This window comes from Stenotrophomonas sp. TWI273 (assembly GCF_039674765.1).
Taxonomy (GTDB): domain Bacteria; phylum Pseudomonadota; class Gammaproteobacteria; order Xanthomonadales; family Xanthomonadaceae; genus Stenotrophomonas.
This window is the reverse complement of the sequence record NZ_JBDJOA010000003.1, coordinates 32,664-53,406: the sequence shown is the minus strand read 5'-3', so window position 1 is coordinate 53,406 and position 20,743 is coordinate 32,664. Positions and strand designations below refer to the sequence as shown.

Below are 20,743 nucleotides of genomic sequence, written 5' to 3'. Positions count from 1 at the left end.
GCGATGGCGCCGTAGTGGTGAGCGGCACGCTGCGTCGCGGCCGCGCATCGGTCAGGGGCGATCAAACACCAGGGAGACCGGCCCGGCGTGGGGCAGGCGCACCCGTACCGGCGCGGTTTCCACATCGTCCGGCTGGCGGTTGGCCTGGCCCGAGCGCGACAGCCGTGCCACTACCTCGACCTCCTGCAGCTGGGACAGCGTGCTGGTTGGCATCGGGCTGTCGCCATCGCCGAGCGTCACCAGCAGCGGCAGCCGGCTGGCCGGATGCTTCTGCACCGCGACCGGCATCGGCGGGCCGTCCGGCGCGCGTGCGATCACGAAGACCGTGGCGTTGGCCCAGGCCGGATCCATTGCGGTTCCGGGCGCGAAGCGCACCTGCACGGCGAGGGCGTGGTCGCCAGCCGCCGCAGGGGCAGGCGTTTCCACCAGCGGCGGCAGACCGGCAGCGCCGCGGGCGATGGCGATCTGCTCGCGCAACGCGCGCGCCGCACCCGGCTCCAGGCGGGGCAGCAGTGCTTCCCAGGCGGCTACCGCCTCGGCGTCCTGCCCGCGCTGGCGCAGGGCAATGCCGATCAGCCAGCCGGCGCGTTCGCTCTCCGGCGCGAGTGCGTTGGCGTGGCGCAGCCATTGCAGGGCCTGGTCGTCGAACTGTTTGCCGGGTGCGGCCTGGGCGCGCGCCTGTGCCGCTTCGACCAGCACGCCGGGGTCGTCCGGGGCGAGTTGCACCGCGCGGTCGAACGCGGCCGTGGCCTTGGCGAGCTTGCCCAGCGCCAGTTGCGAGCGGCCGAGCAGGGCCCAGCCATCGGCGCGTTGCGGGTCTTTCGCCAGCGCCTCTTCCAGCGCCTGCACGCCATCTTCCAGTGTGGCGGGTTCGTTACTGGCCGCCGTCCGCTCGGCGGCATCCGGCGTGCCGACCAGCAGGTACAACGCGCCACCGGCCAACCCAAGGGCCAGCATCGCGATCGCGAAGGGACGGTGTTGGCCGCCCGCACGCAGCGGCCACAGTACGCATGCCGCAACGGCCGCCGCGACCACCGCGGCACTCAGGGCCATCCAAAGGCTCACCAGCGCTCCTCGCTCTTGTCCATCGGTTCGATCCCGCGGCTGCGCCGACGCACCACCCAGATCAGCACGCCCGCGCCGAGCAGCAGCGCCACCGGTGGGCCGAACCAGAGCAGCGCATTGCGTGCCTCCATCGGTGGCCGGTACAGCACGAACTCGCCATAACGGTCGACCAGGAACTGCTTGATCTGTGCGTCGCTGTTGCCCTGCTGCATCAGCACCAGCACCTCGCGGCGCAGGTCATGTGCGATCTGCGCATTGGAATCGGCCAGCGACTGGTTCTGGCATTGCACGCAGCGCAGCTCGGCGGCCAGCGCGTGGAAGCGGGCTTCCTCGGCGGCATCGCGATACTGCAACGGGGTCGGGTCGGAGACGGCCTGCGCCATCACCGGCGAGGCCATGGACAGCGTCAGCGCGATCAGCGCCACGCCGACCTGGCGGAGCATCCGGTTACGGCGAGGCGGGCAGCTGCGGCTGGGCATTGGCACGCTCCACCTTTTCCAGTTCCGGAATCAGCTGGGTATCGATGACGCGCTGGCTTAGCGCGCCACTGTACTTCCAGCGCACCACGCCACTGGCGTCAACCAGGAAGGTCTCCGGCGCGGCGGTGACGCCCCAGTCGATCGCGGTGCGGCCTTCGATGTCGCTCAGCACCAGCACGAACGGATTGCCAAGTTGTTCCAGCCAACGCAGGGCATCAGCCGGCTCGTCCTTCCAGTTGTAGCCGATCACGCGCACGCGCTTGGTTTCGGCGAATCTGGTCAGGATCGGATGTTCGTCGCGGCAGGCCGCGCACCAGCTGCCCCAGACGTTGAGCACGTAGGGGGCGCCGCGCAGTTCGGTGCTGCTGACCTTGATGTGCGGATCGTGCAGCACCGGCAGTTCGAAGGCCGGTGCGGGCTTGCCGATCAGTGCCGAGGGCAGGACATCGCGGTCCGGCGCACCGGATTTCATCACCCCGTAGATCATCAGCCCCAACAGCCCGAAGAAGAACAGCACCCCGATGACGATGGCCACGGGCGGCAGCGGACGGGAGGCGGGGCGGGGATCGGACACGGGAAACTCCTAGGGACGACGGAAACGACGATCGGCGGCGGTGACGAAGCCACCCAGTGCCATCAGCAGCGCGCCCAGCCAGATCCAGCGGACGAACGGTTTGATGTGCACGCGCACGGCCCATGCATTGTTGCCCAGCGACTCGCCGAGTGCCACGTAAACATCACCGTTGAGGCGAGCGTGGATGCCGGCCTCGGTCATCACCTGTCCGCCACTGGCGTACAGGCGTTTTTCCGGATGCAGCAGGGCCAGTTCGCGGTCGTGCTGAAGCACGCGCAGGTGCCCGCGATCGGCGACGTAATTCGGGCCCTGTTGGTGGTCCACGCCTTCGAAGCGCACTTCATAGGTGCCCACCACCAGCGACTGCCCGGGGGCGAGCGCGACTTCGCGCTGCACGTTCAAGGCTTCGACCAGCAGCGCGCCGGCCAGGAACACGGCCACCCCACCATGGGCCAGCAGCATGCCGACCATCTCGGCAGTGAACCTGCCATTGCCGCGCAGGCGGGTCCAGACGAAACGCCCGGTACCGAACGCGACCCAGGCCGCACCGGTCACGCCGGCGGCGGTCTTCAACGCGCCCTGCGGCGCCATGAAGTACGCGATCACGCCCAGCAGCAGGGCCAGCCCGGCCCACGGTGCCAGCATCGCCAACCGCCGCGAGGCCTGGTCGCGCTGCCAGTTGACCAGCGGCCCGAACGGCAGCAGTGCTACCAGCGGTGCCATCAGCACCACGAACAGCGTGCCGAAGTAGGGCGGCCCGACCGAGACCTTGCCCAGGCCCAAGGCATCGGCCAGCAGCGGGTACAGCGTGCCCAGCAGAACCATGCCGCAGGCGGCGGCGAGCAGCAGGTTGTTGGCCAGCAGCAGGGTCTCGCGCGAGGTCGGCAGGAAGCCGCGGCGCGGATCCTCGCTGGTCAGCGCGCCGGCCCGCAGCGCGTACAGCAGCAGCGCGCCGCCGATCACCAGGGCCAGGAAAATCAGGATGAAGGTGCCGCGCGAAGGATCGGCCGCGAACGAATGCACGCTGGTCAGCACGCCCGAGCGCACCAGGAAGGTGCCGAGCAGTGACAGCGCGAATGCGGCGATGGCCAGCAGCAGCGTCCAGCTGGCGAAGCTGCCGCGCTTTTCAGTGACCGCCTGCGAGTGGATCAGCGCCGCACCGGCCAGCCACGGCATGAAGCTGGCGTTTTCGACCGGATCCCAGAACCACCAGCCGCCCCAGCCCAGTTCGTAATACGCCCACCAGCTGCCCAGTGCGATGCCGATGGTCAGGAAGCCCCAGGCCACGTTGGTCCATGGTCGCGTCCAGCGCAGCCAGCGCGCATCCACGCGGCCTTCCAGCAGGGCGGCGATCGCGAATGCGAACGGCACCGCAAAGCCCACGTACCCGATGTACAGCATCGGCGGGTGGATGATCAGCCCGGGATCCTGCAGCAGCGGATTGAGGTCGCGCCCTTCCAGCGGCGCCGGGAGCAGCCGCGCGAACGGGTTGGAGGTGAAGATCAGGAAGGCGAGGAAGCCGATGCTGATGATGCCAAGCACGCCCAGCACGCGGGCGGACACCTCGGCCGGCAGGCGTTTGGACCACAGCGCCACGGCGCCGCACCATAGCGCCAGCACCAGCGCCCACAGCAGCAGGGAGCCTTCATGCGCGCCCCACACCGCCGAATAGCGGTAGGCCAGCGGCAGCAGCGAGTTGGAGTTCTCCGCCACATAGCGCACCGAGAAATCCTGGGTGACGAACGCCGCTGTCAGCACGCCGAACGCCCCAAGCAGGAGCGCCAGCTGCGCGTACGCCGCCGGTCGCGCCACCGCCATCCACGTGGCGCGGCCGCGATGGGCGCCCCACAGCGGCAGCACGGTCTGCAGCACGGCCATCAACAGTGCGGTGACCAGCAGGATCTGCCCCAGTTCCGGCAGCACTCAGTACGTCTCCGGCGCCGGCACGGGCACATCGTGTTTGATATGTGCCTGACCCATCTTGTCGGCCACTTCCTTGGGCATGTAGGTCTCGTCGTGCTTGGCCAGCACTTCTTCGGCAACGAAACGGCCGTCCTGCAGGCGTCCGGTGGCGACCACGGCGGTGCCCTCGGCGAACAGGTCCGGCAGGATCCGCGAGGTGATCACCGGCAATGTCGCGTCACCATCGGTGACCACGAAGTGCGCATCCAGCGAACCGGGTGCGCGCTGCAGCGAGCCTTTGACCACCATGCCGCCCAGACGGAACCGGGCGTGATCGCCGGCATCGCCACGCAGCACTTCGGAGGGGGTGTAGAGGTAGGCGATATTGCGCTGCAGGGCCATCGCGACCAGCGCGGTCGCCAGGCCGGAGGCCAGCACGAGCAGCATCACCCAGAGCAGGCGGCGACGCCTGACCGGATTCATCGGGTCAGCTCCGGTGCCAGCGGCGGTGGGCGGCCGGCGGCAGCGCGGGCCTGCTGGCGCTGCTGGCGGCGCGCGGCCAGGCGGCGCGCCCAGCGCAGGCGCAGCCAGGAGCCGATGGCATCGCTGCCCAGCACCAGCACGAACACGGCATAGGCGGCAATCACATAGGGCAGGTGGGTCATGGGCGGCTGTCCTCCAGCGGGGCACGGGGGCCGGCGGCGACCCAGGCCTTGCCGGCTTCGCGCAGCAGGTTGTCGGCGCGGGCCTTGGCCAGCAGCGAGCCGGCGAACCACAGCTTGGTGCCGATCACCATCAGCCACAGTGGCAGCGCCATGCTGGCATCCAGCGTCGACTCGCCGAACAGGCGGATGGTCTGGCCCTGGTGCAGGCTGCCCCACCATTCCACGGAATAGCGGATCACCGGCAGCAGGCTCACCCCGACGATGGACAGCAGGCCCGCTGCGCGCGCGGCGCTGCGACGGTCCTCGATGGCGTGGTACAGGCCGATCACGCCCAGGTACAGGAACAGCAGGATCAGCTCGGTGGTCATGCGCGGGTCCCAGTCCCACCAGGTGCCCCAGGTCGGCTTGCCCCAGATGCTGCCGGTGAGCAGGGTGATCAGGGTGAAGCCGGCGCCGAGCGGGGCACAGGCCATCGCCAGGATTTCGCAGGTCTTGATCCGCCAGATCAGCGCGATCGCTGCGTACAGCGCCATCAGCGCGAACACGAACAGGCTCATCCACGCGCTCGGCACGTGGATATAGAGAATGCGGAAGCTGTCCAGCTGCTTGGAGTCGGCCGGCACCACCGCCAGCGCCTGCCAGATGCCGACCAGCAGCACCGGCACCGCCGCCAGGTAGAACACCCGCGACCAGCGCGCGGCAAAGCGGTCGAAGGTGGGCGGCGAACCGAGTTGGTGGAACCAGCGGACGATCGGGTGCATGCGGCAGTGGCTATCCAACGAAGGGCGACGATGGAACGGACGTGGAGTGGCTCGGCAACGGTTGACGCGGAGGCAGGTGACGCTCACAACGCAGTTCACGCCACCGACAGTACGCCATACCGCTCAACTCAGCGAGATGCGGATCGCCGCGGCCGTCGCCAGCGGGGCCAGCACCAGCGCCACCACCAGCCCGGCGCCCAGCATCAGCAGCGCACCGATCGGGTCCTGGCCGCGGGCGACCGCCGCCACACTGCCCGCACCGAACACCAGCACCGGCACATACAACGGCAGGGCCAGCAGCGCCACGAGAATACCAGAGCGCCGGATGCCGACCGTCAGCGCGGCGACCACCCCGCCGATCAAGCTCAGCAGCGGCGTTCCCAGCAGCAACGATGCCAGCAACATCGGCAGCTGGTCATGCGGCAGATGCAGCATTTCCGCCAGCAACGGCGACATCACGATCAGCGGCAGGGCGGTGGTGACCCAGTGCACCAGTACCCGCACCAGCACCAGCCAGGCCAGCGGGACGGGGGCCAGCAGCCATTGCTCCAGCGAGCCATCTTCGGCGTCGCTGCGGAACAGCGAATCCAGGGCCAGCTGGCCGGCCAGCAGCACCGCCAGCCACATCACGGCTGCGGCCACGCGTGCCATCGCCTCGGGATCACGGCCCAGTGCCAATGCGAACAGCACCACCACCAGCAACGCGAACAGCAGGGGCTGCAGCGCATCGCCGCGGCGGCGCCAGAGCAGGCGCATGTCGCGGGCGACCAGCGCCCGCGCGGTCTGCCATAGACCCGGTTCGGTACCCGGCGCGATCATGGCGCCGCTCCGAGGGTCAGCAGGCGCGTGCGCACCGGTGGCGCGGCGTACGCGCCGTGGGTGGTGACCAGGGCGGCACCGCCGCTGCGCAGGTGCGCGGAAATCATGCGGTTCACCAGGTTGATGCCGTCCAGATCGAGATTGGCGTACGGCTCGTCAAGCAGCCACAGCGGCGCGGGCGAGAGCCAGATGCGGGCCAGCGCCAGGCGTCGCTTCTGCCCGGCCGACAGCTGTCGCACCAAGGTGTCCTCATAGCCGGCCAGGCCGACGATGGCTAGCGCGTTGCCGGGCATCTGGCGGGCGCGGCGGCCGTGCAGTCCGCACAGGAAATGCAGGTTCTCCAGCGTGTCCAGGTCCGGCTTCAGTGCGGGCAGGTGGCTCAGGTAGGCCACATAGTTCGCGCGCTCCTTGTGCCCGGCACGCTTGCCATCGATATCGACCTGGCCGCTGCCGGCGCGCAGCAGGCCGGCCAGCACCCGCAGCAGGGTGGTCTTGCCGGCGCCATTGTCGCCCTGCACCAGCAGCGCTTCGCCGGCATCCACGTGCAGGTCCAGCGGGCCGAAGACGGGTTCGTCGTTGCGACTGAAGCCAAGGCCATGCGCGGCCAGCAACGGAGGGGCGTTCAAGGGGCGGGATCTTTGCACCGGAATGGGCCGCCATTGTATCGGGGGAACGGGCAGGATGATTTGCGTACACTGGGAGTTCCCCCGGTTCTTTCCCTGCTGCCGATGCAACCGCAAACCAAGCTGCCCAAGGTGGGCACCACCATCTTCACCGTGATGTCCCAGCTCGCCGCCGAACACGGCGCGGTCAACCTGGGCCAGGGGTTCCCGGATTTCTCCGCACCGCAGCGGCTGATCGATGAAACCGTCGCCGCGATGCAGGGCGGTCTGAATCAATACCCGCCAATGACCGGCGTGGCGCCGCTGCGCCAGGCCATCGCGCAGAAGTCACTGGATCTGTACGGCGCCCAGGTGGATCCGGATACCGAGATCACCGTCACCAGCGGCGCCACCGAGGCGATCTTCAACGCCATCCACGCCGTGGTCCGCCCCGGCGAGGAGGTGATCGTGCTCGACCCGGCCTACGACTGCTACGAGCCGGCGATCGACCTGGCCGGCGCGCGTGCCGTGCACGTGCCGCTGGACCCGCAGACCTTCGCGGTCGACTGGGACCGCGTGCGTGCCGCGATCACCCCGCGCACCCGCCTGCTGATGGTCAACACCCCGCACAACCCGTCCGGCGCGATGCTGACCGCCGAGGACATGCAGGCGCTGGCCGATGTGTTGCGCGGCACCGACATCTACCTGATCTCCGATGAGGTGTACGAGCACATCATCTACGACGGTCGTCGCCACGAATCCTCGCTGCGCCATCCGGAACTGCGCGAGCGCGCGTTCGTGATTTCCAGCTTCGGCAAGACCTACCACTGCACCGGCTGGAAGATCGGTTATGCCATTGCGCCGCCGGCGATGACCGCCGAGTTCCGCAAGGTGCATCAGTACAACACCTTCACCAGCTTCGGCCCGGCCCAGTACGGCTTCGCCGCGATGATCCGCGATGAGCCCGAGCACCATCTGGAACTCGGTGCGTTCTACCAGGCCAAGCGTGACCGCTTCCGCGAGCAGCTGCTGACCACGCGCCTGACACCGCTGCCGGTGCCGGGTGGCTACTTCCAGCTGGTGGATTACGCGGCCGTCAGCGATCTGCCGGACCACGAATTCGTGAAATGGCTGACGATCGAGAAGGGCGTGGCGGCGATCCCGCTGTCGCCGTTCTATGAGACCGCCCCGGCCGGCCAGCGTCTGGTCCGCCTGTGCTTTGCCAAGAACGACGCCACGATGGACGCGGCGATCGACCGCCTGCGGGCACTGTGATGGGTGCCGTGACCGAGCTGCAGGATCTGCGCATTTCCCTGATCCAGGGCGACACCCGCTGGCACGACCCGGCGGGTAACCGCGCGCATTACGGTGCGCTGTTGGCGCCGCTGGCCGGGCAGACCGATCTAGTGATCCTGCCGGAGACCTTCACCAGCGGCTTCTCCAACGATGCCATCGACAAGGCAGAGGGCATGGACGGCCCCACCGTCGCCTGGATCCGCGAGCAGGCCGTGCGGCTGGGCGCGGCGGTCACCGGCAGCGTGCAGCTGCGGGTGGGCGAGGGCGTCTACAACCGCCTGCTGTGGGCCACGCCGGAGGGCGAGCTGCAGTACTACGACAAGCGCCACCTGTTCCGTTACGGCGGCGAGCACGAGCGCTACGCCGCCGGCCGCGAGCGCCTGTGCGTGGAGTGGAAAGGCTGGCGGATCAATCCGCAGGTCTGCTACGACCTGCGTTTCCCGGTGTTCTGCCGCAACCGCTACAACGTCGAGCGCGCCGATCAGCTGGATTTCGATCTGCAGATTTTCGTGGCCAACTGGCCATCGGCCCGCGCCTATGCGTGGAAGACGCTGCTGCGTGCGCGTGCGATCGAGAACCTCTGCTTTGTGGCGGCGGTGAACCGGATCGGTGTGGACGGCAACGAGCTGCATTACGCCGGCGACAGTGCGGTGATCGATTTCCTCGGCCAGCCGCAGGTGGAAGTGCGCGAAACCGAGCAGGTGGTCACCACCACGATCTCGGCCGCGGCACTCGCCGCCCACCGCGCGCGCTTCCCGGCGATGCTCGATGCCGACAGTTTCAGCCTGCAGGAACGCAGCTGAAACGGTAGTGCCGGCCGCTGGCCGGCTCTGCACGTTGCTGGCGGTGCGCATCGCCGGCCAGCGGCCGGCGCTCATGGGCGTTGCAGGATTGCCTGGAGCCGGCCAGCGGCCGGCACTCATGGGCGTTGCAGGATTGCCTGGAGCCGGCCAGCGGCCGGCGCTCATGGGCGTTGCAGGATTGCCTGGAGCCGGCCAGCGGCCGGCACTCATGGGCGTTGCAGGATTGCCTGGAGCCGGCCAGCGGCCGGCACTACTACCCGGGCCGCTCGTGCTGAACGGATGCCGGATGCGCGCGATGCGCATCATCCGCGCCACACGCGCGCGCTGCTAGATTCGGCTTGTTACCCCTTCAGTACGAGCGGACCCGCATGAAGAAGTTCTCCCTGGCATTGATCGCACTGGCCGGCATCTCGGCCGTCCCGGCCGCGCAGGCCGCCGGCAACATTGACTGCGAGCTGCACTACAACCTCGCCGGCTGGTCGGTGCTGTACAAGACCGCCTCGGGTACCGGCACCATCCAGTGCGACAACGGCACCCGCATCCCGGTCAAGATCACCGCCAAGGGCGGCGGGCTCACCGTGGGCAAGTCGAAGATCGTCGACGGCAAGGGCAAGTTCTCCGGCGCCTACTCGGTCAACGACCTGATCGGTTCCTACGCGGCTGTTGAAGCGCACGCCGGCGCCGACAAATCCAGCAATGCGCAGGTGATGACCAAGGGCGATGTATCGCTGGCCCTGGCCGGAACCGGCAAGGGCTGGGATCTGGGCGTGGGCGTGGGGCGGTTCACCATCGAACGCCGTTGAGGGGGTAGGACCACGCCTTGCGTGGCTGCACCGCTCAGCCCCAACAAAAAACCCCGGCCGAAGCCGGGGTTTTTTTATCTCACTGATCAGCCGCCGCGCGGGCCGCCACCACGGTGACCGCCGCCACCCGGGCCGCGGTTGCCACCCGGGCGACCGCCCGGACCGCCGGGACCACGACCGCCGGGGCCACCCGGGCCACGGTTGCCGCCCGGGCCACCCGGGCCACGGTTGCCGCCCGGGCCACCGGGACCGCGGTTGCCACCGGGGCCGCCGGGGCCGCGCGCATTGGCGCCCGGGCCACGCGCACCGGGACCACCCGGACCACGATTGCCACCCGGACCACCCGGACCGCGGTTACCCGCCGGACGCGCGCTGCCGTACGGGCTGCTGCCCGGATTGGCGTGGTCGGACGGGAAGCTCGGGGCATTGCCCGGATGGCCGTACGGATGACGCGACGGACCCTGGCCGCTCTGGCCACCGCGGTTGCCACCGGCACCGGCGCCGGCCGGACGGCCCTGGCCGCCGTAGCCGCCACGGCTTTCGCCACCGCGGTTCTCGCCGCCGTAACCACCGCCACCGCCGGCGTAACCGCCACGCCCTTCAGCACCGCCGCCGTAGCTGCCGCGCCCCGGGCCGCCTGCGCCACCCGGACCCTTCGGCTTGCCGTACGGACGGCCCTGGCCACCGGCGCCTGCGCCAGCGCCCGGACCACGCGCACCCGGGCCGCGGGCTGCGCCCGGGCCGGCATTGCGGTGGCCGCTCGGGCCGGTGCTGACACCGTCCGGCACGTACCAGCTGCGGAACGCGGCCGGGTTGCCTTCCGGAAGCGCGCGGTTGCCCTTGTCCGGGCGCGCCTTGAACGGGCGCTGCGACTGCTTGGCCGCCGCTTCACCGCTGACCGTCAGGCCACCCTTGAAGCCGCCGCCCTTGCCACCGCGGCCACGGCCACGCTCTTCGCGCACATTGTCGAAACGACGCAGTTCGCGGCCTTCATCGGCCGAGTTGTGGCCGTTGACGTAGGCGTTGCCACGGCCGCCGTCGCGCGACACGCGCACGGTGGTCTTGGCGGCACGACGCTGGCCGATCACCGGCTGCAGGGTCAGTGCCGACGGGGCACCTTCTTCCAGCTTCAGTTCGGCGCGCAGCGCTTCAACCTGCTTGGCCGGCAGTTCGACCGACTGGCCGCGCAGCAGTTCGCGCGGCAGGCTGACCTTGCCGTAGCGGGTGCGCTTCAGTCGGCTGACCTGGCAGCCCTGGGATTCCCACAGGCGGCGCACTTCGCGGTTGCGGCCTTCCTTGACCACCACGCGGAACCAGTCGTGCGAATCGGTGCCGCCGATGCGTTCGATCTCGTCGAACTTGGCCGGGCCGTCTTCCAGCGCCACGCCACGCGCGAGGCGGTCAACGATGTTGTCGGGCACCTTCTCTTCGCCTTCCGGGGCGCGCACGCGCACCACGTACTCGCGCTCGACCTCGTAGGAGGGGTGCATCATCGCGTTGGCCAGCTCACCATCGGTGGTCGCCAGCAGCAGGCCGGTGGTGTTGATGTCCAGGCGGCCGATCGCGATCCAGCGCGCGCCCTTGAGGGCAGGCAGCGCTTCGAACACGGTCGGGCGACCTTCGGGATCTTCGCGCGTGGTCACTTCGCCTTCCGGCTTGTTGTAGGCCAGCACGCGGGAGGTTTCGGTCAGCGCGGTGGCGACGAAGCCACGGCCGTCCAGTTCGACTTTGTCGCCGCTCTTGATCGACTGGCCGGTCTGCGCGACTTCACCGTTGACCTTGACCAGGCCATCGGCGATGCGCTGTTCCAGCGCGCGGCGCGAACCCAGGCCGGCCTGCGCCAGCACTTTGTGCAGGCGCTCTTCGAGCTTGGGCTGTTCGGAGGCGGTTTCGCGCTTGAGCGAAAGCTTGTTCAACGATGGCTTGCGGGGGGTGTCACTCATTTACTTGGCTCCGGCCGGCAACGGATGCGTCGGCCTCTGGTTCGGGATCGGCTTCGTCAACAGCCACGGTCGTCTTCGCGACGGCGTTGTTTTCGGTTTCGTTCTGGGGCGCCGCGCGCTCTCCCGGCGCGGTATCGGGTTCGCCATCGCTGGCGGTCGTATCCGCGTCGTCGTCGGCAAGCGGCAACGGCGCATGGGATGGGGTGTCGGAGGCGTCCGAAGCATCGGCCGCCTCGCTATTGTCCGGTTCTGCCGGTTGCTCCGCCAGTCTCGCCGAGGCCAGCGCCACGCGGGCGGCCAGCCGGGCGGCAACAGGGTCCACCGGGCCTGGCGGGTCTGCCGGGTCTGACGGACCTGACGGCGCCGGAGTGGCGTCGTCATTGGCCGCGTCCGTATCCCGTTCGGCCTCCGGGCTCGCCGCGCCGGCGGGCAGGCGACCAGCCGGCTGGCCTTCGCTGTCCAGCGGCAGCTGCGGTTCCAGCTCACCCAGGTCGCGCAGCTCGGACAGCGGCGGCAGTTCGTCCAGGCGCTTGAGACCGAAATAATCCAGGAAGCCCTTGGTGGTCCCGAACAGCGCCGGCTTGCCGGGCACGTCGCGGTGGCCGATCACGCGGATCCATTCGCGCTCTTCCAGGGCCTGGATGATGTTGCTGCTGACCGCCACACCGCGGACCTGTTCGATCTCGCCGCGGGTGATCGGCTGGCGGTAGGCGATCAATGCCAGCGTTTCCAGCGTGGCACGGGTGTAGCGGGTCTTGCGCTCCGTCCACAGCCGGGTGATGTAACCATGCACTTCGCTGGTGACCTGGAAGCGGAAGCCGGAGGCCACCTCGACCAGTTCCACGCCACGGTCCTGACAGCCCTCGCGCAGCAGTTCCAGCGCGCGTTCGATGCTGCCCGGCGGTGCCGGCTCCTCTTCCGGGAACAGGCCCTGCAGCTGCGCCAGCGTCAACGGCTCACTGGCCGCCAGCAGGGCGCCTTCGACAATACGGTTGATCAGCGGTTGATCCATACGTGGGTCGGGTGCTCAGTCGGATGCGTTGGCGGCGTCGTTGTCGTCGAACTCGCTGTTGAACTGCAGCGGTTCGTTGGTGTTGCCGGCGGCCAGGGACTTGACATAGATCGGCGCCAGCGGAGCTTCCTGGACGATGTCCAGCAGCTGTTCCTTGGCCAGTTCCAGCAGGGCGAGGAAGGTGACCAGCACCCCCAGCTTGCCTTCTTCGGCGGTGAACAGCGTTTCAAACCGGTAGAACCTGCCGTCTTCCAGACGACCCAGCACGTCGCCCATCCGCTGGCGCACGCTCAGTGCCTCGCGTTTGATCGCGTGGCCGGTGAACAGCTCGGCGCGCTTGAGCACGTCGTGCAGCGCCATCAGCATTTCCTTCAGATCCACCGGCGGCGGCAGCTTGACGGCCGCGCGGTCGGGGACGAAGGCGTGGACCACGGTGGTGTCGCGGTCCTGGCGGGGCAGGCTGTCGATGTCCTCGGCGGCCTGCTTGAAACGTTCGTACTCCTGCAGCCGGCGCACCAGCTCGGCGCGCGGATCGGCTTCCTCGCCCTCGATGCTGGGCGGCCGCGGCAACAGCATCCGCGACTTCACTTCGGCCAGGATCGCCGCCATCACCAGGTACTCGGCCGCCAGTTCGAAGCGCAGCTCCTGCATGACGTTGATGTATTCGACGTACTGGCGGGTGATCTCGGCGACCGGGATATCCAGGATGTCCAGGTTCTGCCGGCGGATCAGGTACAGCAGCAGGTCCAGCGGACCCTCGAACGCATCCAGGATGACTTCCAGCGCGTCCGGCGGGATGTACAGGTCCTGCGGAATCTGCAGGACCGGCTGTCCATGCACCACGGCCAGCGGCATTTCCTGCTGCTGTGGGGCGGGCACTCGGATTGGCGGGTTCGCGTCGGGCGCGAGTTCGGCAGTCATCAAATAGACGTCAGTATTGCAACGGACCGGTCGCCGCACCATGCCAGCGTCCGGAACGGTCCCGGGCGGCAGGATGGCAAGCCATGACACGCCTGGGTCGGCGCGATTCCACACTTCAAACAGCAAGGCGCGCCGCGATGGGCAGCGACAGAACTACGGGGAGGTCGTCTACGTGTGCTGGTGTGGGGCAGTGGATCGGTCGTCGGCTGGCGGTGGAGCCGGTTGCCGACGGGGCGCTGCATCCAGCCACGTGCAATGGACATAAGACTACGGGGTTGCCGCGCCAGTGTCCAGCCAGCCCGCTAGAATGCCCGGGATTGATTCAACAAGACCTCGGAGTTGCCCGTGTGGTATGTGATTGAAGGCTATGACGGCACGGATGTGCTGGCGGCCCGTCTGGCGTCGCGCCCGGCTCACCTGGCCCGGCTGCAGGCCCTGCAGGACGAGGGGCGGCTGCTGCTGGCCGGCCCGTGCCCGGCCATCGACAGCGAAGATCCCGGCCCGGCCGGCTTCAGTGGCAGCGTGGTGATCGCCGCGTTCGATTCGCTGACCCACGCCCAGGACTGGGCCGCCGCCGATCCTTATGTAGAGGCGGGCGTCTATGTTCGCGTCCAGGTGCGTCCGTTCCGCAAGGTCCTGCCGTGAACCGGGTCGAGCGCATCCGCGAGGCGCTGCAGCAGGCACTGGATCCGGAGCTGCTGGAGGTCAAGGACGACAGCCACCGCCACGCCGGCCATGAGGGCGCGCGTGACGGCCGGGGGCACTTCAAGGTGCACGTGGTCAGCGCCGCCTTCGAAGGAAAGCTCCCGCTGGCGCGCCACCGGGCCGTCTATGCGGCCCTGGGGACGATGATGGAGACCGATATCCATGCGTTGTCCATCCGAGCCGAGACACCGGTCAAAAACCGCTGAAACCCTTGTCCCGCCTTGTCCTGGCCAGTCCCGAAAGGGGCCGCCATGGACAGCTTTTGGTTACCGCCGTACGACATGAGGCTAACGTAGTGTTTACATCCGGGTTTGAAAACGCTTACATTCCGCGCCAAGCCCAGATCTCTAAGCCGTGGAGGGCGGCGAAGTGAACAAGGCAGCGATCACTATCAAAGATGTCGCCCGTGAGGCCCGTGTCTCTGTTGCCACGGTCTCGCGCGCACTCAATGGCCATGAAAATGTTGCCGAGCCCGTGCGCAAGCTGGTGCTGGAGGTGGCAGCGCGACTGCGCTACACCCCGCATGCAGCGGCCCGGAGCCTGAGCAGCCGGCGGACCAACACCATTGGCGTGGTGTTGCCCGATCTCTATGGCGAATTCTTTTCCGAACTGATGCGTGGCATCGACGGGGTGGCCCGCGAGCGTCGCCAGCATCTGCTCGTGTCCAGTTACCACGGTGACCAGGAGCAGCAGGGCGCGGCCCTGCGGGCCATGCGCGGCCGTGTCGATGGGTTGCTGGTGCTTTCGCCGTATGCCGAGAGCCCGGGCTTCCTGACCGACAACCTGCCGCAGTCGTTGCCCACGGTGCTGATCAACACGTACCTGCCCGAGCAGGATCATCCGGTGCTGAGCATCGATGACCATGCCGGCGCGATGGCCATGACCCGTCACCTGCTGGACGTCGGGCATCGGCGCATCGCCTTCATTTCCGGTCCGGATCTCAACTACGACGCCCGTGAGCGCCTGCGCGGTTTCCGCGATGCGCTGGCGGCCTTCGGCGATGCTGCCGAAGGGATCGAGTTGCCCGGTGACTTTGACGAAGCTTCCGGCCATCGCGCCGGACAGGAGTTGCTGGCAGCCGGCACGCTGCCCGATGCGGTGTTCGCCGCCAACGACATGATGGCGCTGGGGTGTCTGTATGCGTTCGCGCAGGCAGGTGTCCGTGTGCCGACCGATGTCGCCTTGGCGGGTTTCGATGACATTCCGCTGGCACGTTTCGTTCACCCATCGTTGACAACGATGCAGGTGAGTATCGCCGACCTCGGCGATAAGGCCGCGACGCGCCTGTTGCAGTTGATGGATGGCAACAACACAGAAGGGGCCGGCGACAAGCAGACGCTCGTGCCGACCCTGATCGTGCGTGATTCGAGCAAAGCCAGAACCGAGCAGTAGGTCACGACCGTTGGTCGTGACGCCCTAAAACAACGCACCACATAAAACGACAGGGGCCGCAAAGACGGCCACCACCACCCGGAGAGTTACATGACGTATTCCAATCACCGCAACCGCGCGCCCGCCCGCAGTCTGTTGTCCAGCGCGCTGGTCACCTGCCTGATGCTGGGCGCCGCCCCGAGCGTGATGGCGCAGTCGGCCACCTCGTCGCTGCGCGGCCAGGTCGCCGAGGCTGCCGCCGGCACCGAAGTCACCGCCACCAACGTGGCCAGCGGCACCGTGCGCCGCGCCACCACCCGTGCCGATGGCAGCTACTCGCTGATGGGCCTGGACCCGGGCACCTACAACGTCGTGGCCAATGGCCAGACGCAGAAGGTGACCGTCACCGTGGCCTCGACCGCGACCCTGAACTTCAGCGGCGCGCCGGCCAACGGCAGCACCGCCAACGCCACCAACCTGGACACGGTCAACGTCATTGCACCGACCCTGCTGCAGGAAGTGCGTACCTCCGAAGTGGGCAAGACCGTCAGCCTGCAGCAGATCCAGACCACCCCGCAGGTGTCGCGCAACTTCCTGGAATTCGCCGATGCGGTGCCGGGCCTGATCTTCACCCGTGATGCCAAGGGCAACACCTCCCTGCGTGGCGGTGCCACCAACTCCGACGGCACCAACGTCTACATCGACGGCGTGGGCCAGAAGAGCTACGTCAAGGGCGGCGGCGTGGCCGGCCAGTCCGGCAGCGCCGGCAACCCGTTCCCGCAGCTGGCGATCGGCGAATACAAGGTCATCAGCGGCAACTACAAGGCCGAATACGGCCAGGTGTCGAGCGCGGCCGTGACCGCGGCCACCAAGTCCGGCACCAACGAGTTCAAGGGTGAAACCTTCTACCGTTACACCAACGAAGACATGCGCGCCAAGACCCCGGCCGAGCGTCAGGCTGGCCAGACGAAGGAGGCATCGGCCGAGAAGGAATACGGGTTTGCATTGGGTGGTCCGATCATCCAGGACAAGGCTCACTTCTTCGTGACCTATGAAGCCAAGCGCTTCGACCTGCCGGTCACCATCGCGCCTGACGGCGCGGTCGGCCGTGCTGCCGCCCTGCTGCCGCCGGAAGGCGCCGCCGGTCTCGGCCCGGCCAGCCAGCCGTTCCAGCAGGATCTGATCTTCGCCAAGGTCGACTTCGAGCCGACCGACAACGATCGCATCGAGCTGACCTTCCAGGATCGCGATGAAACCCAGTCGCAGTTCAGCGGCCAGACCGCGCCGGAAGCCGGCCGTGAAGTGGTCAACACCGACCGTCGTTACGCCCTGCGCTGGAACCACAGCGGCGAGCGTTACTACAACGAACTGATGGTCACCCATGAAGATTCGTTCAACAACCCGACCCCGCTGACCCTGGCCAACGGCATCACCTACACCGCACCGGACGGCACCGAAGACCGCACCGTGGTGAAGATCGGTGGCGCATCGGCGCTGGATTCGCAGGTGAAGGGCCAGAAGGGCTGGTCGATCGAAGACAACCTGACCCTGGATGGCATCCAGTGGGCCGGCGATCACACCATCAAGATGGGCGCCAAGTACAAGCAGATCGACCTGTACGCATCTGACGCGGCGCAGATCAACCCGACCTTCACCTACACCCTGGGCGATCCGGACTTCCCGGATTCCATCCCCTACAAGGCGCAGTTCGTCAAGCCGGTGACCGGCGTGTCGGGCGTGTCGGGCGAAGTGCGTTCGAAGTCCAAGCAGATCGGCTTGTTCATCCAGGACGACTGGCAGGTCAACGATCACCTGCAGCTCAACCTCGGCCTGCGCTGGGACTACGAGAAGACCCCGTCGTACCTGGACTTCGTCACCCCGCAGCAGGTGGTCGACGCGATCTACTCGCAGGATCCGCGTGCGGCCGCTGGCCAGACCTACGCCGATTCGCTGGCGCTGGGTGGCCTGAACATCGGCGATTACATCAGCACCGGCAAGAACCGCAAGGCGTTCAAGGATGCCTGGCAGCCGCGCCTGGGCTTCTCGTATGACCTCAACGCCGACGAGCAGCACGTGTTCCACGGTGGTGCCGGTCGTTCGTACGATCGCGACCTGTTCGACAACCTGCAGCTGGAAACCACCAAGCTGGCCCTGCCGCAGCCGACCATCTACTTCCGCAATCCGTCGACCGGCACCTGCATCAACGGTCAGGCCGCCTGCTACGACTGGAACCCGAACCTGCTCAACGGGATCGGCAACCTGCAGACCCTGGTCGGCTCGACCAGCAATGCCGGTCTGGAAGTCGATCTGCTGAACAACAACCTCAAGGTGCCGTACTCGGATCAGTTCAGCTTCGGCATGAGCAACCAGGTGGGTGAGTGGCTGACCGATGCCACCATCTCCCGCACCCTGAGCTACGACGGCTTCGCCTTCACCCTGGGCAACCGTTACCCGACCGGCCAGTTCTTCGATGACCCGCGCCTGTGCGGCGGCACCGACCCGGGCCTGAGCCAGGCCTGGAGCTGCAACGTGCCGGGCTTCGGCAGCCTGATCATCGGTCAGCAGGGCATCAAGACCCGTGCGACCCAGGTCCTGCTGTCGGCGCAGAAGCCGTTCACCCAGGAAAGCGGCTGGGGTACCTCGGTGGCCTACACCTGGACCACCGCGCGCCACAACCGCGACATCAACGAGAAGTACGCGTTCGACCGCGGCCTGATCGAGGATTACCCGACCATCCGTTCCAACGGCGCGCCGCGCCACCGCCTGGTGGTCACCGGTTCGTACGCGGGCTTCTGGGGCATCACCTTCGGTGGCAAGGTCACCCTGGCCACCCCGACTGCCGTCAATGACTGGTACGGCGTGCCGCAGGCCAGTGGCTACAACCTGCCGACCCCGCAGGCCGCGGTGCCCAACGCCAATGGCAAGTTCCTGCTGGGTGGCAAGATCTTCGGCTACCGTTCGGTCGATCTGCAGGCGACGAAGACGTTCAAGATGCCGGGCGAGACCGAGCTGTACGCGCGCATCGACATCATCAACGTGTTCAACTTCGACAACTTCTCCACCTACAACTACGTCAAGACCAACGGCAAGCTGCAGGCCAGCTACAACGAGACCGGCGACATCATCGGTACGCCGCGTCAGGTGAAGGCAGAAGTCGGCTTCCGCTTCTGATGCAACAACGGCCCCGTCTTCGGACGGGGCCGGTTTCATGGCAATGGCTGGCCTTCGGGCCAGTCCATTGTCCAGGCCGGTGCCACGGAGGGTGGCAGCGGCCTGGGCAATGACCCGCGGCTCTGGACCACGCCTGCGTGGTTTTTTAAGGACGCGTTCTGTAAACGATTTCAGGTCATTGGACGTTATGCTTCCCAGTCACGAACAACGCACAAGGAGTTGGCCCATGCAGGCACGCCACCTGTTGACCGCTGCGACGATCAGTCTCGCCGTCGCTGCCTGCCAGCCGCAGGCCCAGCAGGAGCCGGCCAAGCCCAAGCCGCCCGTGATCCTGGTCGAGGCGGATGTGCCGCCGCGGCCGATGAAGCCGGAGCTGCCGCCGCTGTTCGACGATATCGAGCGCCGCACCTTCCAGTTCTTCTGGGATACCACCAACGAGGTCAACGGGCTCAGCCCGGACCGTTACCCGTCGCGCCCGTTCGCCAGCATCGCCTCGGTGGGCTATGCGCTGACCGCCTATCCGATCGGCATCGAGAACGGCTGGGTCAGCCGCAACCAGGCGATCGACCGCACCCTGCTGACGTTGAAATTCTTCCGCGACCTGCCGATGGGCCCGCAGCGCACCGGCAAGGGCGGCTACAAAGGCTTCTACTACCACTTCCTGGACATGCAGGAAGGCCGCCGCTACGACAGCTGGGTGGAACTGTCCAGCGTGGATACCGCGCTGCTGATGATGGGCGTGCTGTTCGCGCAGTCCTATTACGATGGTGACGACGCACGCGAAAAAGAGATCCGCGAGATCGCCGATACGCTGTACAAGCGCGTGGACTGGCCGTGGCTGCAGCAGCGCGCGCCGCTGATCTCGATGGGCTGGTTCCCGGAGAGCGGCTTCATCGACCACGACTGGATGGGCTACAACGAGGCGATGATGGTCTACATCCTCGCGCTCGGCTCGCCGACCCACCCGGTCAGCCCGGACGCCTGGACGGTCTGGACGCGTACCTACGACAACGACTGGGGCGTCTACCAGGGCCAGGAATACCTGTCCTTCGGCCCGCTGTTCGGGCACCAGTACACGCATGTTTGGGTGGACTTCCGCGACATCCAGGATGCCTACATGCGCGAGCGGGGCAGCACCTACTTCCTCAACAGCCGTTCGGCTGCCCTGGCGCAGCGCGAGTACGCGATCGCCAACCCGATGAACTGGAAGGATTACGGCCAGAACGTGTGGGGCCTGACCGCCAGCGATGGCCCGCAGAACACCACCCAGGAATACCGCGGCGAGCAGCGCCAGTTCCGCCATTACTCTTCGCGCGGCGCGGGCCTGCGCGAGAACTTCGATGACGGCACCATCGCGCCGACCGCGGCGATCGCCTCGATCGTGTTCGCGCCGGAAGAAGTCATCCCGGCCGCGGTGGAGATGCACAAGCGCTACGGCGACTACATCTATTCCAGCTACGGCTTCCTGGATTCGTTCAACCCGAGTTTCAACTACGACATTCCGATCAAGACCGGTCGCCTGGTGCCGGATCGCGGCTGGGTGGCCAGCGATTACATCGGTATCGACCAGGGCCCGATCCTGACCATGATCGCCAACTACCGGAACGATTTCGTCTGGGATGTGATGAAGAAGAACGCCCATATCCGCAAGGGTCTGGAGCGTGCCGGCTTCAGCGGTGGCTGGTTGACCCCGGAAGGCGAGGATCAGCCGATGGAACTGCAGAAAGATGAAAAGGCGGCCTCGGCCCGCTCGGTCGGCATCGCCGAATCGCGCGCGGCGGCCGCCCAGGAACAGAAAAACAATTCCAATTCGAACCGCAACCAGCAGCAGGGGAAGTAAGCAGTGCCATT

Annotated in this window: 20 protein-coding genes; 8 read left to right on the top strand and 12 right to left on the bottom strand. The window is 67.4% G+C overall.

Features of this window, described 5'->3' with window-relative positions; genetic code table 11:
• Positions 1-51: 51 nt before the first annotated feature.
• The 9 genes from ABE571_RS04825 to ccmA form a co-directional block, all read right to left on the bottom strand.
• Complete coding sequence (locus tag ABE571_RS04825) at positions 52-1,068, bottom strand: tetratricopeptide repeat protein (protein ID WP_346493391.1); 1,017 nt, start codon at positions 1,066-1,068, stop codon at positions 52-54.
• Positions 1,062-1,463, bottom strand: a complete 402-nt coding sequence (locus tag ABE571_RS04820; RefSeq protein ID WP_313212282.1) for a cytochrome c-type biogenesis protein — start codon at positions 1,461-1,463, stop codon at positions 1,062-1,064. Before ABE571_RS04820 ends, ABE571_RS04825 begins: the two co-directional genes overlap by 7 nt.
• 49 nt (positions 1,464-1,512) lie before the next feature.
• Positions 1,513-2,118, bottom strand: a complete 606-nt coding sequence (locus ABE571_RS04815; RefSeq protein ID WP_313212257.1) for a DsbE family thiol:disulfide interchange protein — start codon at positions 2,116-2,118, stop codon at positions 1,513-1,515.
• A 9-nt stretch (positions 2,119-2,127) separates the two neighbouring features.
• Complete coding sequence (locus tag ABE571_RS04810; RefSeq protein WP_313212256.1) at positions 2,128-4,041, bottom strand: heme lyase CcmF/NrfE family subunit; 1,914 nt, start codon at positions 4,039-4,041, stop codon at positions 2,128-2,130.
• Positions 4,042-4,503, bottom strand: a complete 462-nt coding sequence (gene ccmE, locus ABE571_RS04805) for a cytochrome c maturation protein CcmE (protein ID WP_121038127.1) — start codon at positions 4,501-4,503, stop codon at positions 4,042-4,044.
• Complete coding sequence (ccmD, locus tag ABE571_RS04800) at positions 4,500-4,685, bottom strand: heme exporter protein CcmD (RefSeq protein ID WP_346493311.1); 186 nt, start codon at positions 4,683-4,685, stop codon at positions 4,500-4,502. The genes ccmE and ccmD overlap by 4 nt, the downstream gene beginning before the upstream one ends.
• On the bottom strand, positions 4,682-5,446 hold the full coding sequence (gene ccmC, locus ABE571_RS04795; protein WP_346493310.1) for a heme ABC transporter permease CcmC: 765 nt from the start codon (positions 5,444-5,446) through the stop codon (positions 4,682-4,684). The genes ccmD and ccmC overlap by 4 nt, the downstream gene beginning before the upstream one ends.
• Before the next feature lie 123 nt (positions 5,447-5,569).
• On the bottom strand, positions 5,570-6,265 hold the full coding sequence (ccmB, locus tag ABE571_RS04790; protein ID WP_313210382.1) for a heme exporter protein CcmB: 696 nt from the start codon (positions 6,263-6,265) through the stop codon (positions 5,570-5,572).
• Complete coding sequence (gene ccmA, locus ABE571_RS04785) at positions 6,262-6,891, bottom strand: heme ABC exporter ATP-binding protein CcmA (protein WP_346493309.1); 630 nt, start codon at positions 6,889-6,891, stop codon at positions 6,262-6,264. Before ccmA ends, ccmB begins: the two co-directional genes overlap by 4 nt.
• Positions 6,892-6,993: 102 nt before the next feature.
• On the opposite strand from ccmA, the gene ABE571_RS04780 reads away from it, so the two are divergent.
• The 3 genes from ABE571_RS04780 to ABE571_RS04770 all read left to right on the top strand — a co-directional run bounded on the left by ABE571_RS04780 (position 6,994) and on the right by ABE571_RS04770 (position 9,769).
• Positions 6,994-8,142, top strand: a complete 1,149-nt coding sequence (locus ABE571_RS04780) for a pyridoxal phosphate-dependent aminotransferase (RefSeq protein ID WP_313210378.1) — start codon at positions 6,994-6,996, stop codon at positions 8,140-8,142.
• Between the two features lie 17 nt (positions 8,143-8,159).
• Positions 8,160-8,966, top strand: a complete 807-nt coding sequence (locus tag ABE571_RS04775) for an amidohydrolase (protein ID WP_313210395.1) — start codon at positions 8,160-8,162, stop codon at positions 8,964-8,966.
• Between the two features lie 368 nt (positions 8,967-9,334).
• Positions 9,335-9,769, top strand: a complete 435-nt coding sequence (locus ABE571_RS04770; RefSeq protein WP_123730749.1) for a hypothetical protein — start codon at positions 9,335-9,337, stop codon at positions 9,767-9,769.
• 86 nt (positions 9,770-9,855) lie between these two features.
• Here ABE571_RS04770 and ABE571_RS04765 read toward each other — a convergent pair whose 3' ends face one another.
• From ABE571_RS04765 to ABE571_RS04755, 3 genes are read right to left on the bottom strand one after another with little or no spacing between them, the layout of a single operon-like run.
• Positions 9,856-11,712 (bottom strand): pseudouridine synthase, encoded by a 1,857-nt coding sequence (locus ABE571_RS04765; protein ID WP_346493308.1) that lies wholly within the window; start codon positions 11,710-11,712, stop codon positions 9,856-9,858.
• Positions 11,705-12,724 carry an SMC-Scp complex subunit ScpB gene (gene scpB / locus ABE571_RS04760; protein WP_346493307.1) on the bottom strand — a complete coding sequence of 340 codons (1,020 nt, stop codon included), beginning with the start codon at positions 12,722-12,724 and terminating at the stop codon, positions 11,705-11,707. Before scpB ends, ABE571_RS04765 begins: the two co-directional genes overlap by 8 nt.
• Positions 12,725-12,739: 15 nt before the next feature.
• Positions 12,740-13,771 (bottom strand): ScpA family protein, encoded by a 1,032-nt coding sequence (locus tag ABE571_RS04755; protein WP_313218865.1) that lies wholly within the window; start codon positions 13,769-13,771, stop codon positions 12,740-12,742.
• A 219-nt stretch (positions 13,772-13,990) separates the two neighbouring features.
• Here ABE571_RS04755 and ABE571_RS04750 point away from each other — a divergent pair, with 219 nt between their 5' ends.
• The 5 genes from ABE571_RS04750 to ABE571_RS04730 all read left to right on the top strand — a co-directional run bounded on the left by ABE571_RS04750 (position 13,991) and on the right by ABE571_RS04730 (position 20,732).
• Entirely contained in the window at positions 13,991-14,290 is a 300-nt protein-coding gene (locus tag ABE571_RS04750) for a YciI family protein (RefSeq protein ID WP_019182875.1), read from the top strand.
• On the top strand, positions 14,287-14,556 hold the full coding sequence (locus tag ABE571_RS04745) for a BolA family protein (RefSeq protein ID WP_070470362.1): 270 nt from the start codon (positions 14,287-14,289) through the stop codon (positions 14,554-14,556). Before ABE571_RS04750 ends, ABE571_RS04745 begins: the two co-directional genes overlap by 4 nt.
• Before the next feature lie 148 nt (positions 14,557-14,704).
• The gene (locus tag ABE571_RS04740; RefSeq protein ID WP_346493306.1) at positions 14,705-15,742 is read left to right on the top strand and encodes a LacI family DNA-binding transcriptional regulator; all 1,038 of its coding nucleotides are present in this window, start codon (positions 14,705-14,707) and stop codon (positions 15,740-15,742) included.
• A 90-nt stretch (positions 15,743-15,832) separates the two neighbouring features.
• On the top strand, positions 15,833-18,892 hold the full coding sequence (locus ABE571_RS04735) for a TonB-dependent receptor (protein ID WP_346464530.1): 3,060 nt from the start codon (positions 15,833-15,835) through the stop codon (positions 18,890-18,892).
• A 226-nt stretch (positions 18,893-19,118) separates the two neighbouring features.
• Positions 19,119-20,732: a glucoamylase family protein gene (locus tag ABE571_RS04730; RefSeq protein ID WP_121038093.1), complete on the top strand. Its 1,614-nt coding sequence runs from the start codon at positions 19,119-19,121 to the stop codon at positions 20,730-20,732.
• The last annotated feature ends 11 nt before the right edge of the window (positions 20,733-20,743 follow it).

Excerpts from the sequence above, each read along its gene's own strand:
- ABE571_RS04820 (WP_313212282.1), bottom strand. The coding sequence starts at position 1,463 with ATGGCCTCGCCGGTGATGGCGCAGGCCGTCTCCGACCCGACCCCGTTG.
- ABE571_RS04765 (WP_346493308.1), bottom strand. The coding sequence starts at position 11,712 with ATGAGTGACACCCCCCGCAAGCCATCGTTGAACAAGCTTTCGCTCAAG.
- ccmE (WP_121038127.1), bottom strand. The coding sequence starts at position 4,503 with ATGAATCCGGTCAGGCGTCGCCGCCTGCTCTGGGTGATGCTGCTCGTG.
- scpB (WP_346493307.1), bottom strand. The coding sequence starts at position 12,724 with ATGGATCAACCGCTGATCAACCGTATTGTCGAAGGCGCCCTGCTGGCG.
- ABE571_RS04770 (WP_123730749.1), top strand. The coding sequence starts at position 9,335 with ATGAAGAAGTTCTCCCTGGCATTGATCGCACTGGCCGGCATCTCGGCC.
- ABE571_RS04735 (WP_346464530.1), top strand. The coding sequence starts at position 15,833 with ATGACGTATTCCAATCACCGCAACCGCGCGCCCGCCCGCAGTCTGTTG.
- ccmB (WP_313210382.1), bottom strand. The coding sequence starts at position 6,265 with ATGATCGCGCCGGGTACCGAACCGGGTCTATGGCAGACCGCGCGGGCG.
- ABE571_RS04730 (WP_121038093.1), top strand. The coding sequence starts at position 19,119 with ATGCAGGCACGCCACCTGTTGACCGCTGCGACGATCAGTCTCGCCGTC.
- ABE571_RS04780 (WP_313210378.1), top strand. The coding sequence starts at position 6,994 with ATGCAACCGCAAACCAAGCTGCCCAAGGTGGGCACCACCATCTTCACC.
- ccmD (WP_346493311.1), bottom strand. The coding sequence starts at position 4,685 with ATGACCCACCTGCCCTATGTGATTGCCGCCTATGCCGTGTTCGTGCTG.
- ccmC (WP_346493310.1), bottom strand. The coding sequence starts at position 5,446 with ATGCACCCGATCGTCCGCTGGTTCCACCAACTCGGTTCGCCGCCCACC.